Genomic DNA, 14961 nt, shown 5'->3' with positions numbered 1-14961 from the left:
GTGGCTATTACCAAAATTAAGTATAATAGAGATGCAATTCTCTATGGACAGGAGTGAAGAACGTGTATTATCAGTTCATTTTGCTAGCTGTTGTTATGATTTTTTTAATAGGCCGATTGGTGGGAACTAGAATCAGCTTTTTTAAACAAGTGATGGCTTCGCTTCTTAGCGTCATTGTGACATCAGCCGTCTATTGGTATGGATACTTGCAATACAATCAAGAGGAACAGTTCGGGATGGCCGGATGGTTATGGCTGCTCAGCATGGTCATCGTTTCTTTGCTCTTCTATCTTTTTTTCGAAATGTTCTATCCGCTTTCTATGGGCGAGAGGGGAGAACGCCTTGCCGACGCCAAAAATCCGTTTAAAAGATTGTCCGCCTGGTGGAGCAGACAACGTAGGTATGCTCAAGTGTTTTTTATTGCGCTTAGGAACGGCGTAGGCAAAAACTTGGCGCTCAAACGAACTCCCGCCTCGAACGAGAGGCTGGCGGTGTCGCTTCGCAAGACGCTGGAAGCTTGCGGCGGATTTTTTATTAAATTCGGTCAGGTGCTCTCGACACGTTCGGATCTCCTTCCCCCGGCAATTGTGGAAGAGCTGTCGCATTTGCAAGAAAATGTGATCCGGCTGACGACGGCGCAAGTCGAAGATATTTTGGCGAAGGAGCTAGTGAGGCCGAAGGACGAATTGTTTCTTTCCTTTGAGATGGAACCGCTCGCCGCCGCCTCCATTGGACAAGTCCATCGCGCTACCCTGCGTGAGGGGGGCAAGCCTGTGGTTGTTAAGCTGCTGCGTCCCGATATTTCCTCAAAGCTGCAGCGCGACCTTGATATGTTGGTTCGATTCGCTGCCTGGGTTTCCAAAAAATCGGCCTGGGCAAAAAACATCGGTTTCCTCGATCTGGCCAAAGGCTTCTCCGCAGCGATGAAGGAAGAAACCGACTTTCGAATTGAAGCGCGCAATTATGCGCAAGTGACGGCCTCCTTGTTGGATAGCTCGTCGAGCGTAAAAATCCCGCATGTATACCGGAAGCTCAGCAATTCGAAAGTGCTCGTTATGGAATACATGGAAGGCGCCAGCGTCAAAAATGGCACCGTTATTTTGGATGAGCGCGGCATCGATCGTTTGGACATACAGAGGCGTATTTTTGACTGCATGCTGGAGCAAATCTTTTTTAAGGGCATTTTTCACGCCGATCCTCATCCCGGCAACGTTTATATTTTGAACGACGGAACTCCGGCATTGCTGGACTTCGGTTCGGTTGGCCGACTTGGCACGTTGCAGCTCGATGCGCTGAAAAGGCTACTGATCGGCTTTGAGAAACGGAGCCCGTACATGATTATGGATTCGCTTATGCAATTGGTGGAGTCGAGAGATGAGATCGATCAGGAGGAGCTGGAGCAAGCGATTAGCCAGTTGCTCGTCCAGACGGCCTACGATGTGGCGGGAAGCTCGGATGCTTTCATTAGAGGGCTGTTTCGAATGATCGGCGAGTTCGAATTGTCCTTTTACCCGAATGTGGCCGGAGCGTTCCGTTCGCTTATCACGCTGGAAGGAACTATGATGCAATTGAATCCGGCGTTCAGCCTGATGGAGGAGTCGCGGCGTTTCGCCAAACAACATACGGCCCAGTTTCTACCGGTTACTTCAGCCAAGGATTTGAAGGAGACGGCGACAAATGAGCTGTTGGAGTTGATCCCCGTCATCCGAAGGCTACCAAGGCGGCTCGATCATCTCGGCTCTATGCTGGAGAAAGGCGAGTTTTCCGTTAAAGTCGGCTTTTTCTCAGACAAGGCAAACACCTCTTTTGTGACCAAATGGATTTCGCAGATTTTGCTTGCATTCGTTGGGACTGCGTTTGGAGGAATTTCAATCGGTTTGCTCAGCTTGAGCGGGGATACCTCGGGAGATGAATTTAATATGGTAAACCTTTTTGGGTATACCGGCATTTTGATTAGTGCGGTGCTGCTTATTCGGGTGGCGATTCATGCGGTTCGTCATTTGAAGCAAGGCAACGATTGAAGCTAGGAAACGAACAATAAGGCTCGGCCTTGATGCGAGTATGAACATGGTTAGGCGTATGCAGCAGCTTTGATGCGTATGTGAACATGAAGAGGCATATGCAGCAGCTTTGATGCGTATGTGAACATGTAGAGGCATATGCAGCAGCTTTGATGCGTATGTGAACATGTAGAGGCATATGCAGCCATAAAGAGGTTGAGTTGAAACTGCTGCTGCATATGCTAGTTTACGGCTGGATTAGCGGGTTGTTTTGCGTCCGGCTTTTACATGTTTCAGCTGCGCGACGATAATGACGCTGATGATGACAAGCAGAAACCATGAGCTGATTTTGCTAAAGCTGACGAGCTGCCAGGACTCATGTTGATCCGGGTACTTCCATGCATTGAAGAAGGTAGCGATATTTTCGGCCAGCCATATAAAAAATCCGACAATGATAAATGCGAGCGACAAGGGCATTCGATAAGTGGCGTCCCGTACCCTGTAAATAATCCATGTTTTCCAAAACACGATAAAAACGAGCGCCGTCAACCACCAACGGAAATCGGGAATAAAGTGGTGGGTGAAAAAGTTGAAGTAGATCGCTCCGCCCAGCAATGCCGAAGGCCACAACCCAGGCCAGCCCGTCATGTCCATCTGCAATCTCCGCCATATTTGGCACATAAAGCTAGCCACGCTTGCATACATAAATCCGCTGTAGAGCGGGACCCCGAACAGCTTCGTATACCCCGGCTCCGGGTATGCCCATGACCCCATATGAACCTTATACAATTCGAGCGCGAGTCCAATGATGTGGAACAGACAGATGACCTTTATTTCATCGAGAGTCTCAAGGCCGCTGCGGTACATGATGTATTGAACGCCGAGCAAAACAAGCAAGATGAGATCATAACGATAAATGAACGGGATATCTATCAAACTGGAGAGAGCCAAAGTTCCAAATATCGCGACCGGAAAGATACAGCTCATCGCCTGATGGTAGCCAAAATGCAAAAGTTGAACGATTGGTTTCAAAAGGCCGACCCCCCTTTTTTAATGAGTAGCTTTTGCCTTCACTAATCATAAAGGGGGATCGGGTTTAGAAAAAGAGAAATTAACGGAATCAAAATTGCTCATTTTTGAGACTGGTTAGAGTTGTCTTAAATGTTATGATGATAATAACTAGGAATACGGGAAGGTGAATTTAATGACAAATATGGGGGTATGGTTGTTATGAGCGTGAGTGGCATTATACATCTTACATTTACGCTGGAACCGGAACCGGGGATTTCGATTAAAGGGGATGTGAGGGTGAAGGAGGGCAATGAGCGAGGGCCTGTCCTTCTTCTTGCGCACGGCTTCAAAGGATTTAAGGATTGGGCGTTTTTCCCATATGTTTCCGAACGGTTTGCGGGGCAGGGCTTTGCCGTCATTACTTTTAATTTCTCGCATAATGGAGTAAATGAGAGCGATTTCGACGAGCTGGAGAAGTTCGGGCGCAACACCTATTCGCAAGAGCAAAAGGATCTTTCGGCTGTGCTGGCTGCTTTGCTGGAAGGAAAACTCCCTTTTGCCGAACATTTGGACCGTGAGCAAATTTATTTAGTAGGACATAGCCGAGGCGGCGGAAATAGTGTTCTGTTTGCGGCTGAGCATTCGGAAATACGAGGTGTTGCTTCATGGAACGGGATAGCCAATGTCAATTTGTTCGATGAAGCTTTTCGCGAGGGTGTGCTGCGGGATGGAGTCGGCTATGTGGAAAACGCAAGAACTAAGCAGCGGATGCCGATCGAAAAGTTGTTTTTCGAGGATTTGGATGCGAATAGGGAACGGTTCGATATTGTAGCGAAAGCGGCGGAGCTTCGCACGCCTGTCCTGTTCATTCAAGGAATGAGAGATTCGGAGCGGCTAATAAATGGCTTTGCGCGGCTGCAGGAAGCAGCTTCCCATCATCGCTTCGAAAAGCTAGAAGATGCGACGCATACGTTTGGCGCAGTCCATCCTTTTGCCGGGACAACCAACGATTTGGAGCAAGCGATTGCTTTGACGAGAGAATTTTTCGCAACGTTGATAGATCGGGGAACAGAGTGAGCGGCTTATTTTTTGAGTAGATTAGTTATTTTGCGGTTGTCGTTTTGGGAATTGGAGGGCTGAGCAATGAAGCTGGAAAGACTGCTGTCGATCATCATTTTGCTGTTGAATCGGCGCATCGTGCAAGCGAAGGAGCTTGCGGATCGGTTTGAGGTGTCGGTGAGGACGATTTATCGGGATATAGATGCGATTAATGCGGCGGGCATTCCGATTGTTACCTATCAGGGAGCGAATGGCGGCATTGGATTGTCCGAAGGGTACCGTCTCGATCGAAACGTTCTGACGAGCGATGAGCTGGCCGCGATTGTGACCGCTTTGCAAAGCATCTCTACTTCATATGACAGCGAACCTTTTAGAGGGCTGGTTGAAAAAATGAACAGCGTGGTGCCGACCTCGGAAGCTGACCATTTCCGGCATAAAGCGAATGGCGTGCTGATTGATTTTTCACCGTGGGACGGCAATGAAAAGCTGAAGCCGAAGCTTATTTTATTAAAGGATGCAGTAGACAACTGTCGTTTAGCGGAGTTCGCATATTCGAGTCCAAATGGAGATATCACCCATCGTACAGTCGAGCCTCACCGACTCATTTTGAAAGGGAAGCATTGGTACTTGCAAGCTTATTGTTTGGAGAAGGAGCAGTTTCGGCTATTTAAGCTCAAGAGAATGAAGGATATGAGGGTTGTGGAAGGGGAAATCTTTCTGCGCCGGGAGCTTCCCCGTGATGAGGATTTGGCAGGACAAACGCTGCCGGTTTCTTCCAAGGGGACGGAGTTCGTTTTGCGATTCCATGCCGATTCCCGCTTTGTAGCTGAGGAGTTTTTTGGAGTGGAGGAGCTGATGCCGATGGATGACGGGGGATGGCTGGTTCGAAAGGTTTACCGGGAAGATGAATGGCTGTACAGCTTCATCCTCAGTCTCGGTCACCATGCCGAGGTGCTGGAGCCGTCCCATCTGCGGGAAATCATTGCCGATCGTGCAAGGCGGATTGCAGATATGTATAAAACGGGTCAACCAACTTGACATATAGCTGTCAGGTTGGTTGTTTTATACTAGGTTCATTCCAACCATAAGGAGAATGATTGCAATGAAACAAAACGATAAACCAATTGAGCCAGCTCGCTTTGAGACCCTTCCCGCTTTTACGCTAGCCGGAATTAGCGTCGTCACGACGAATACGGATGAGCTGAGCGGCAGCGGCAAAATCGGCGGTCTTTTTGGACAATTTTATTCGCGTCAAATAGAAGGGCAATTGGCTGACCGTATCGAGAAGCCGGGCGTATTCAGTTGTTATTTCGATTATGAAAATGGCGACGCCGGGTTGTACGAAGTGATGGTCAGCGTACAGGTGAAACAGGAGCCGCAGACCGTAGCATCGGAATATCCCGAATCGGTCAAAACATTCACCGTACCGTCCGCGACCTATGCGGTTTTTGTAACAGAGCAGGGCCCTATTATTGAGATGGTTCAGCAAGCGTGGGCCGGCATATGGCAATGGTCGAGGAGGCCCGGCAACGAGCGGGCGTTTACGGGCGACTTTGAGTTTTATGCTCCCCATATCGATCCGAGTAATGGACAAGTTGAAATTTATATCGCTGTACGTAATTAGGTTTTCTTATGGGGCTAGCAAGGATGAGGCGTCTTTATGGACAAGGCTTTGCAAAAAGGGCGGGGCATTTTAGTCAGCAAGTCGTTTCACTATTGCATCTGAAGGAATTTACTATTACAAAATTGTAAATTCTGATGGGCAGGAGTGATCGAAGTGGCGATTATCGAGGTGTTCCCGGGCAGCCCGACGCCCATCCAGGACGCTGTGGCTATAGCGCACGAAGGCGACGTTATTTTGGTGCATAAGGGCACTTATCATGAAACGGTGAGGATAGGAAGCAACAAAAATAACTTGCGGATCGTGGCTAAGGATAAGCGACAAGCGGTTTTGGACGGCAGACATATTTTGACGGTGGCGATCTCCTTAAATAGCGTCGCAGGAGTGGAAATCGACGGTTTTAAAATAAAAAACTACATTTCCGGAGGCATCCGAATCGAAAAGGGGAAATCGCACCCCATTTTGGAAAACAAAATTAGCGGGATAAGCGGACGCAGAGGGAAGGGGCGACCGTTTGGCGTTTTTGCCAATCAATCGGCCGGCAATCTATTGTTGAGAAATAACATTAAACGGATTGGCACCGCCCAGCCTGGCTGCGGCATTCAACTAATCGGCTCCCCCGGTAACTGGGTGATTGGAAATAAGCTGAGGGATAATTCCATATCCGGTATAGTGGTAAGTCGAGGCCTTCATAATGCTATCGTAGGAAACCGGATTTCCGGCAATAAAAGCGATGGAATTGTGACGAGCGAATCCGACAATACGCTTATTTTTGACAACAAGCTTAATCGCAACGGCAAAAATGGGGTGCTCGCGGGGAGTACAAACAATCTTATTTTGGACAGTACCCTAAATAACAATCGGGGGAACGGGGCGACGTTCGCGTTCAATTATAATTTGGCGCTCAACAATGGGATCAAAAACAATCGCGGGAGCGGCTTGGCGGTATTTTCGGATTTCAATGACATTCAGCAGAATCAGATCGTGAGTAATGGCAACAATGGGGTATTTATTCGAGCGCCGCATACGGCAAACTTCGTTTTTGAAAACCGATTTAAGGACAATAAGCCGCGAAATATTAAGGATCAAGGGACGAACAATAATATTGTTCACAATGAGTGGGAGTAGTGAAATGGTTAGGGGAGCGGGGCTGTAGCAGAATGCCGAAAGGCTAACTGTTGCGGCCTTTTTTTGCGTTTTTGCTCTATTAAGAGGAGCTGGACAAGCTTGTTTCGATCGTACAGTTTTGATCATTCAGCTGCACATCGCTCTTTTAGCTCATTTATTGCAAGTTTGCCTAAATAAAACAAAAAGTAAAGTCGATATAACTTATAGGTTAAATGACTTATTTGAAAAGGGAGTGTCGAACAATGAATAAGAAGTATTTCAAACGGTTTATTCTGTCATTGGCATTAAGCGTGTTTTGGCTTCAAGCGGTTGTTCCAGTTGGAGCAGCAAACGAAGCAGCCCCAAAAACAACGGCCGATTTTAAAGATTTGGCGGGGATAGACGCAGCGCTCAAAGCTAAAATTGATGCCTTGCTGGCAAAGGGGGTTTTTCAAGGATCAGGCAATGACTCATTTGGAATTGACGAGAACATGACACGGGCGCAATTCGCAAAAGTGCTTACTTTAATTTATGGCGTCAAGATTGATGACAGTGTACAGACGTCCACTTTCAGCGATGTTAGTGCTAATGATCCGGCCAATGGCTGGGCAATCAAATATATTGAAGCGGCCAAAAAGGCAGGATTAGTAGACGGTGTCGGAGAGGGGAGGTTTCAGCCTTCGAGTGACGTCACATTTGGTCAATTTGCTACAGCATTAGTTAGAGGACTGGGCAGCAAACCGGACTTGAAAAGCAGTCCCTGGTACGCAAACGCGCTCAATGAAGCTGTGCAGAAAAAGATTTTACCTGAAGGCACTGACGGGACAAAATTGGCTACACGAGCCGATCTTGTTGTAGGGGCTTATGGCGGACAACAGGCATATGAACAAATACAAAAAGAGCTGAATACGCCGACACCAACACCAACACCGACACCAACACCAACACCAACACCAACGCCAACGTCGACACCAGCACCAACGCCAACGTCGACACCAGCACCAACGCCAACGTCGACACCAACGTCGACACCGACATCGACACCAACGTCGACACCAGCCCCTGCTATAACGGGATATGTGGTGAGTTCGGGTACTGTAGCAGGTTCGATCGCTATTTCGCATAGCCCTGCTGCCGGCAACAGCATTCGAATTCAAGTTCAGCCTAATGCATTCACTACGCCCCATGTAGGCTATAATGCGACAAGTTTGAGTTCATATGTTTCTGGAATGAACATTGAAAATGTGACGGCTGGTCATCATATTGGCCTGTATGAAGTAAACGCAAGCGGGCTAGTTGTCAAATTCGCCGATATTACCGTAGAGGCGTCGCATATCGCCGCATCGCCAATTGAGTTGTATTATCCTAGACACTATGGGAGTCCTGTAGCGGGCTCAGCGGCGGGAACCGCAAAGTTTATTGGACTAAATAATTTACCAGCGGGAGCTACAAAATGGCTCATTAAAACGAGCACGTCCATTCCTGCCACACCAGCCGCCGATACGGCTTTTATCGGCACCGCATATACTGCGGGGGAGGACATTGATGTAAGCGGAGGGAAAGTTTGGATTGCGCTGGCTGCAGCAGATAACAGCAATCGTGTAATTGGTTTTGCAGTGGTGTATTATACAGAATCGCAACCCCAACCAGCAGTGTCGCTTTTAAATGTTAATGCCGGCAACACTTCAGGTCTTATGTTGAAATTTAATACTGCACTAAGCCATTCGACCTTAGGTATTACCAGCCTCTCCGGACTTGTTCAATCTATTGTAGTGAATCCGGATAGTGCTTCTCCCGTGACGATTAATATTAGTACAGGTACTTTAGGTTGGGATATGATGAGCCCTGGGGCCATGTTAATGTTTGAAAGCACTACATTGGCTCAAGGAGATATTGTGAAGGTAACCTTTGTACCAGGTGCTTTAATGGACTCTTCATACATTGCTATAAATCAGGCAAGCTGTGAAATTACAGTGGGTTCAAGTCAAATACCATAATCAGTTGTTCAGGGCTGTGACAGGCTGAAAGCAAGCGCCTGTTGCGGCCTTTTTTTTATGCCTACTTAGTGCTGCGATTTATTAGGTTACAGATATTAAATTACAGAAATTAATATGACATAAGCTGTCTTATTGGCCTTTTATAATGGAACAATAACAGTAAAGGGGCTGAAGCGAAGCATGAAACCATTAGAGGGAAAAGTGGCTTTGGTAGCAGGAGGGACCCGTGGTGCCGGGCGAGGAATAGCGATTGAGCTAGGAGCGGCAGGAGCGACCGTTTATGTGACGGGACGGACAACGAGAACGCAACGCTCCGAATACAATCGGCCCGAAACGATTGAAGAAACGGCCGAGCTAGTAACGGCTGCTGGGGGCAATGGCATTGCGGTTGCTGTCGATCATTTGGACCCCGTTCAGGTTCAAGAATTGGTACAGCGAATAGAAAGTGAGCAAGGGCGGTTAGATGTGCTGGTCAACGATATTTGGGGAGCGGAATATTTGGTAGAATGGAACGTCCCGATATGGGAGCATTCGCTGGAAAAAGGGCTTCGGATACTGCGGCTTGCGATTGACACTCATCTTATTACGAGCCATTTTGCGCTGTCATTGCTGATTAAGAGCGGCGGGGGACTTGTCGTGGAAATGACGGATGGAACTGAAGAGTATAACAAGGACAATTATCGGCTGTCGATGTACTACGATTTGGCGAAAACATCCGTTAATCGCATGGCTCAGTCGCTTGCCCGCGAGCTTGAGCCGCATCAATGCACAGCAGTCTCTTTGACTCCGGGCTGGATGCGCTCCGAAATCATGCTGGAGCATTATGGCGTTCGGGAAGAAAACTGGCAGGATGCTTTAGAAAAGGAGCCGCATTTCATCATTTCGGAAACGACTCGATATGTAGGGCGGGCAGTTGCTGCGCTTGCAGGCGACCCGGAGGTCGCACGCTGGAACGGGAAATCGCTTTCGAGCGGCGAGCTTGCGAAAATTTATGGCTTTTACGATCTTGACGGCTCGAAGCCGGATGCTTGGCGGTATATGGTAGAGGTGCAAGGCGCCGGTAAGCCTGCGGACGCTTCGGGGTATCGTTAATCAGATTAACAAAAAGAGGCTATTCATCTGGATGATGGCCTCCTTTTTTGAGTGGACGATATCTCATTAAGCGGTATTAAGTTAAAGGGAACTTCGGCATTTAATCCAAAAATGCTTGCGAATATTGAACAACACCCGTTACATGTTCGAGTGAGCCGTCCGTTAGCTCTAAAGCCATAAAGGCTTCGTTCGGCACTTCGAATGGAGCTTTTATATTCCACTGGCTGGCCGGCTTAAAGCCGAATTTAGGATAATAATCGGAGTGGCCCAAAACAATAACCGAACGATGCCCAAGCTCGGCTGCCTTTTGTAACGCAGCTCGAATTAATTGACTCCCGATTCCTTGACTCTGATGTTCAGGGGAAACGGAAACGGGTGCGAGCGCCAAAGATTCGGCAGCGTTTGAACCGTCTACAATTTTTATTTTGGATAAAAGGATATGGCCAACAATTTCATCATTCGTGTCTACCGCGACGAGCGACAGCTCTGGGATAAATGCATCCGATTTACGGAGTCGGCTAACAAGCAGATGTTCCTTTTGATCGCTAAATTCTTCGTTCAAAAATGCGCTTTGGATAACGGTCTCCGTCACGGCATAGTCGTCCGTTCGTTCTATTCTTATTTGAATGGTCAATTTTCAGCCTCCTGTTCTCAAAAATTACGATTATTATTCTAAAAAACATTCCCTCTCATGCAGGAACTTTGATAATACAAATGCCTCTACAGTTCATATATCATAATTCAGTTCATATTTTGGATGCAAGCGCTATAATGAATCGCTGGATTATTGGTTAATGATGCTGCACTATACAATAATTCTATTGGAGTGATATTGTAAGAGTTGGAAGATTTGCGACTTGTAAACTTAAAAGGCGGCTGACTTTTGGGTCCTTATATCTAATGGCGATTTTAAAATCTGAATACAGATCGTGCAGCGACATATTAAAGGTAACAGCAGCGATTTAACAACAACCATCTTTTACAGCAATTTATAAGAAATCGGCGGATCTTCTTTCTGCCATAATGGTATTTAAATGATAGAATTAGTTAGGGGGAATTTGGGAATGATTGATAGTAATTCACTTCTAGGAGTACAGGCCCCGACTATTCAAATTTAGCTTAAGAAAGGTGTAAAAGGTGCAAGAAATGACAGGGATTAAAGGAAAAAAGAATTGGAAAAGAGATATTATTCTCTTTATGACAGGTCAGACGATTTCATTGTTTGGTTCCGCGCTAGTACAATACGCCATTATGTGGTACGTCACTTTGACGACAAAATCGGGACTTATGATGACGCTGTTTATTATTTGCGGGTTTATCCCTACGTTTTTGCTTTCTCCATTTGCGGGCGTATGGGCGGATCGTTTTAACCGAAAAAACTTGATTATGATCGCAGACGCCATGATCGCTATTGTGACATTGATTTTGGCGATTACCTTTTTGCTAGGATATAACGAGCCTTGGCTGCTGTTTGTCATCGCCGCTGTCCGCGCGCTCGGGGCAGGTATTCAAACGCCTGCAGTGGGAGCGATTTTACCGCAAATTGTACCTGAGGATAAGCTGATCAAGGTTAACGGAATTAACGGAACGCTTCAGGCGCTGATGATGTTTGTTGCACCGATTGTCAGCGCGACACTGCTTTCTGTGGCAACGATTGAAATTATTTTCTTTATTGATGTTGTGACCGCAGCGCTGGCGATCTTTACTTTGTTTTTCTTCCTTAAAATACCGCTGCATCAAAAGGCGGCTGATCAACAAACAACAAGCTATTTGGATGATTTTAAGCAAGGATTGTCCTACATCAAATCTCATAGCTTTTTGAAGCCCTTCTTTATCTTCTTCGCCTTTTTCTTTGTATTGCTGGCTCCGGCTGCGTTTCTGACACCGCTGCAAGTGGCTCGGACTTTCGGAGATGAATATTGGCGATTAACAGCTATCGAAATTGTGTTTTCGGTCGGGATGATGGCTGGCGGGGCTATTATTGCCTCATGGGGCGGCTTCCGCAATAAAGTGTATACGATGGCCGTGTCTAACTTTATTATGGGCGTTTGTACATTGTTGCTTGGCGTCACTCCAATCTTTTGGGCGTACTTAGTGTTTATGGGACTATTCGGCGTAGCGATGCCAATCGGGAACACGCCAACAACAACCTTGCTTCAGGAGAAGGTAGACCCGAATTACATGGGCCGGATTTTCGGCGTATTCGGGATGATCTCGACTTCGATGATGCCAATGGGAATGCTCATCTTTGGCCCGCTGGCAGATGTCATTAAAATTGAATGGATACTAATGGGCACAGGGGTGTTAATCATCGTTTTAGCCACGTTCTTTGTGACCAACAAACGATTGATTGAGGCCGGGAAGCCGACAGTTGCGGAAGCCGTACAAGAGTAAGTACGGGGGTTAATAGATAAGGAAAGGCTGGCGAGTAAGTGGTCGGCCTTTTTTTTTGCACACGGGGATAGTTTGAAAAAGAGAACACCCGCAACGGGGGAGCCTGAGTAATGGCTTTAGGCGTTGTGGGTGTTTTTTGTTGATTTTAATGCCGAGGCTTACAGGCTGGAACCGCCGCTGGCATCGATCAATTGGCCGGTTATCCAGCGGCTGTCCGAGGAGGCGAGAAAGGCGGCAATATCCGCGATGTCGCCTGGTTCACCCCACCTTTTGAAAATGGACAGTCCTGCGGCATAGGTTGGCCCCTCAGGATCTTGCAAAGTCCCGGCGTTCATCTCTGTGTTAATGATGCCAGGCTGGATGGCGTTGACTGTTATTTGACGGCTGCCAAGCTGCTTGGCCAAAAGACGGGTCAAGGTGTCGACCGCTCCCTTCGACATGCTGTAGGTAAATACACTAGGGGAAGCGACTCGTGTAACGAAAGAAGAAAGATTGATAATGCGACCTCCGTCGTGGAGGCGCGGCAATGCTTGCTTAGTGACAAAAAGCGGAGCTTTTACATTTATGTTCACGACCTCGTCAAACGAGGCTTCCGTCGTCTCTTCTAGAGTTACGATTTGGCCGATTCCGGCGTTATTGACTAGAATGTCAAAACGATTGCTGCCCGTTTGTTTCAGTAGAGCCTCATCTAATGCTTCGTATAAATGATTGATGCCATTAACTTTGCTGAGGTCGGCTCCGATTGCAAACGCTTCGCCTCCAAGTTGGACAATTTCATTAACGACTGCTTCGGCTTCATTTTGCCTGCTACCATAGTGTACGGCAACTAAAGCTCCTTCTTGCGCGAGCCGCAGCGCGATGCTTCGGCCAATTCCACGGCTAGCTCCAGTTACCAGTGCGACTTTTCCTTTCAATTTGCCCGAATCATCGTGGCTTATCGTATCATAATTTTTAACCTCATGATTCATGTCCTCATCCCCTTGATTAGATTTCATGGATAGTTATATCACAAGGGGATGATTACGATGTTGCTCTTTCATTCAAGCTCAAGATTAAATAGTTTTCAATTTCAATAGTAGGTACAGCATCTAGCTTTATAAACTCGGATATTCTTTCCCCATTCTCGGTGTAGGAAACTTTGATATACACGGTTTTGTATATGTTTATCATGTGTTGGTCAATTAATTTAGGATCTAAGGCAAATGATCTAGTGAAAACGGACCCTTCTAATTCGCTATTTGGCGCTAAGAGAACAGGTTCTTCATTAAGGATCGTGCTTTGAAAAACATGACTTGTATTTAACTTTGGCAGCATCTTAGGGTCAAGGGAGAAGGAGAGAATGACATTGTTCATTGTTTTCTTAGGTTGATCAACAGTTACCTCGTATACGATCATATCTGCATTCTCTTCTTTGGAAAGCTCAATCGTTGCTGTCACGGTAAAGTCGGTAGGCGGCTTCTGACTAAAGTTCTTGGATCCGATTGCTTCCAAAATGTCAGACCGTTCTGAACGGTAGGTAGGGCCGTTGCTTTGGCAGCCTAGTTGGCTGCCCATGGCAAACAAAATGATTATGAGTGTCATGATCTTCTTCATTGTTCACCTCAGGGATAAGATTAGCTTTGCAATTATGTATACGAGGAAACGTTTGTTTATGCAGCATATCAGCTGCCTTAAAGAAATGTAAATATTAAGTTGATTTTGAGAGAGAGGAACCATTTGTTTGGAATATTGTGTGATGATTCCTTTTATGATAGAATCCTTATTTAATAATGGTAATAAATACATAATTTGAGAGGTGGATTTTTTGCATAAGTCTAAAGTCATAATGATCGGTGTTCTAATGGTGCTTCTTGCGATAATGGCTATTTCGTGCTTCAAAAAAGTAAACGTTGAAAAAGTTTCGAGCTTGGCGAATAACGCATTTCAAACCAAACATTATGACCAGTTTAATAAGCAGTACTCCGTGTTACAAAATGCAGACCAAGCAATGGCAGAAGCTTTATTAACTAGAATTAAACAGGATGACGTATTTAAAATTGAAAAAATATCCTCGATTCAATCGGCTGCCGATAGGTTGAAGGAACTTGAGAATATTAACAAACAGGTTCCTGAGCTTACGAGCTACTCGGAAAAATTAATTAATGAGCTAAAAGCTGAATTAAAAGAATACAGCATGATGGTGAATCACTTCGATCAGATGCTTCAAGCACGACTTGTGAAAATCAAAGACCCGTTTTCTTCGTTTAATCAGGATTTAAAAATGATGAACGAAGACACTATTGAAAAAGCTATAGCGGATTTAAAAGAGTTGAGCACAACTATGAATGAAGAAATAATGACAATGGAATCTTTACCTTTTCAAGACAAGGACATGCCCGAATACTTCGAAAATATGAGGTTGCACAATATATGTGTAGCTTCTAAAATGACCTATTTGGAAGGTATTAAATACAAAGTAATATTAGCAAACACGGGTGTTGCTGAAGACATTGAAGGGGGCAAATTTGTTCTTTATACGGACTACCTTAGACTGCAAAATAATTTGATTATTAAATCCTTAACCGTAGTAAAACAAAGGTCAGAACTTTATAAAAAGGAGTTTTCTTCGTACAACTTTACTTTGGACTGAATGAAACGATGTACCGTTTTAGCAGATGGATGCCGTTTAGGTATCTATCTA

Annotated in this window: 13 protein-coding genes; 9 read left to right on the top strand and 4 right to left on the bottom strand. The window is 46.1% G+C overall.

What is annotated here, in order from left to right:
• The first annotated feature begins 62 nt into the window (after nt 1-62).
• Entirely contained in the window at nt 63-2021 is a 1959-nt protein-coding gene (locus ACFQZE_RS15615) for an ABC1 kinase family protein (RefSeq protein WP_446786389.1), read from the top strand.
• Between the two features lie 237 nt (nt 2022-2258).
• Here ACFQZE_RS15615 and ACFQZE_RS15610 read toward each other — a convergent pair whose 3' ends face one another.
• Nucleotides 2259-3032 (bottom strand): DUF817 domain-containing protein, encoded by a 774-nt coding sequence (locus ACFQZE_RS15610; RefSeq protein WP_379358579.1) that lies wholly within the window; start codon nt 3030-3032, stop codon nt 2259-2261.
• A 198-nt stretch (nt 3033-3230) separates the two neighbouring features.
• Between ACFQZE_RS15610 and ACFQZE_RS15605 the strand changes: the two genes are divergently transcribed.
• The 6 genes from ACFQZE_RS15605 to ACFQZE_RS15580 all read left to right on the top strand — a co-directional run bounded on the left by ACFQZE_RS15605 (nt 3231) and on the right by ACFQZE_RS15580 (nt 9887).
• Nucleotides 3231-4088 carry an alpha/beta hydrolase family protein gene (locus ACFQZE_RS15605; protein ID WP_379358577.1) on the top strand — a complete coding sequence of 286 codons (858 nt, stop codon included), beginning with the start codon at nt 3231-3233 and terminating at the stop codon, nt 4086-4088.
• 66 nt (nt 4089-4154) lie between these two features.
• On the top strand, nt 4155-5108 hold the full coding sequence (locus ACFQZE_RS15600) for a helix-turn-helix transcriptional regulator (RefSeq protein ID WP_379358575.1): 954 nt from the start codon (nt 4155-4157) through the stop codon (nt 5106-5108).
• A gap of 64 nt (nt 5109-5172) precedes the next feature.
• Nucleotides 5173-5694, top strand: a complete 522-nt coding sequence (locus ACFQZE_RS15595; protein WP_379358573.1) for a GyrI-like domain-containing protein — start codon at nt 5173-5175, stop codon at nt 5692-5694.
• A 153-nt stretch (nt 5695-5847) separates the two neighbouring features.
• Complete coding sequence (locus ACFQZE_RS15590; protein ID WP_379358571.1) at nt 5848-6819, top strand: right-handed parallel beta-helix repeat-containing protein; 972 nt, start codon at nt 5848-5850, stop codon at nt 6817-6819.
• Between the two features lie 242 nt (nt 6820-7061).
• The gene (locus ACFQZE_RS15585) at nt 7062-8795 is read left to right on the top strand and encodes an S-layer homology domain-containing protein (RefSeq protein WP_379358569.1); all 1734 of its coding nucleotides are present in this window, start codon (nt 7062-7064) and stop codon (nt 8793-8795) included.
• Between the two features lie 180 nt (nt 8796-8975).
• On the top strand, nt 8976-9887 hold the full coding sequence (locus ACFQZE_RS15580) for an SDR family oxidoreductase (RefSeq protein WP_379358567.1): 912 nt from the start codon (nt 8976-8978) through the stop codon (nt 9885-9887).
• 100 nt (nt 9888-9987) lie between these two features.
• Here ACFQZE_RS15580 and ACFQZE_RS15575 read toward each other — a convergent pair whose 3' ends face one another.
• Nucleotides 9988-10521 carry a GNAT family N-acetyltransferase gene (locus ACFQZE_RS15575; RefSeq protein WP_379358565.1) on the bottom strand — a complete coding sequence of 178 codons (534 nt, stop codon included), beginning with the start codon at nt 10519-10521 and terminating at the stop codon, nt 9988-9990.
• A gap of 512 nt (nt 10522-11033) precedes the next feature.
• Here ACFQZE_RS15575 and ACFQZE_RS15570 point away from each other — a divergent pair.
• On the top strand, nt 11034-12281 hold the full coding sequence (locus ACFQZE_RS15570; RefSeq protein WP_379358563.1) for an MFS transporter: 1248 nt from the start codon (nt 11034-11036) through the stop codon (nt 12279-12281).
• A gap of 158 nt (nt 12282-12439) precedes the next feature.
• On the opposite strand, the gene ACFQZE_RS15565 is transcribed toward ACFQZE_RS15570, so the two are convergent.
• Both ACFQZE_RS15565 and ACFQZE_RS15560 read right to left on the bottom strand, forming a co-directional pair.
• On the bottom strand, nt 12440-13249 hold the full coding sequence (locus ACFQZE_RS15565) for an SDR family oxidoreductase (protein WP_379358561.1): 810 nt from the start codon (nt 13247-13249) through the stop codon (nt 12440-12442).
• 52 nt (nt 13250-13301) lie between these two features.
• On the bottom strand, nt 13302-13874 hold the full coding sequence (locus ACFQZE_RS15560) for a hypothetical protein (protein ID WP_379358559.1): 573 nt from the start codon (nt 13872-13874) through the stop codon (nt 13302-13304).
• A 211-nt stretch (nt 13875-14085) separates the two neighbouring features.
• Between ACFQZE_RS15560 and ACFQZE_RS15555 the strand changes: the two genes are divergently transcribed.
• Complete coding sequence (locus ACFQZE_RS15555) at nt 14086-14910, top strand: hypothetical protein (protein WP_379358557.1); 825 nt, start codon at nt 14086-14088, stop codon at nt 14908-14910.
• Nucleotides 14911-14961 lie beyond the last annotated feature (51 nt).

The organism is Paenibacillus sp. GCM10027627, assembly GCF_042675505.1.
GTDB lineage: Bacteria > Bacillota > Bacilli > Paenibacillales > Paenibacillaceae > Pristimantibacillus.
Note: the sequence above shows the minus strand (reverse complement) of the source record. Positions and strands in the feature narration are given on the sequence as shown.